The organism is Bacillus sp. SIMBA_154, from assembly GCF_046536015.1.
GTDB classification, from domain to species: Bacteria; Bacillota; Bacilli; order Bacillales; family Bacillaceae; genus Bacillus; species Bacillus pumilus_P.
Genome location: NZ_JAWJBV010000242.1, coordinates 1 through 274, shown reverse-complemented (window position 1 = coordinate 274; position 274 = coordinate 1). Strand labels below are relative to the sequence as shown.

General features: G+C 46.7%; 1 pseudogene. It reads left to right on the top strand.

The window, feature by feature from the left end:
* Positions 1 to 274: pseudogene (locus tag R0K30_RS21885) on the top strand (hypothetical protein); the annotation flags it as partial.

Genomic DNA, 274 nt, shown 5'->3' with positions numbered 1-274 from the left:
CTATCAATGGCAACAACAGTTACTCAATTGGTAATAACAACACTATCAATAGTGATGATACTTTTGTACTTGGTAACGGTATCACAGCAAACCAAAATGGCTCGGTAGTACTAGGTCTTGGTTCTGCAGCTACGACAGGTGCTGGTATTGTAGGTTATCGCGCAGCGGGTAATGCTGCTATTACAGCAACGACTAGCACAACTGGTGCAGTTGCAGTGGGCGATGCAGCCAACGGTGTATATCGTCAAGTTACAGGTGTGGCCGCTGGTACAGC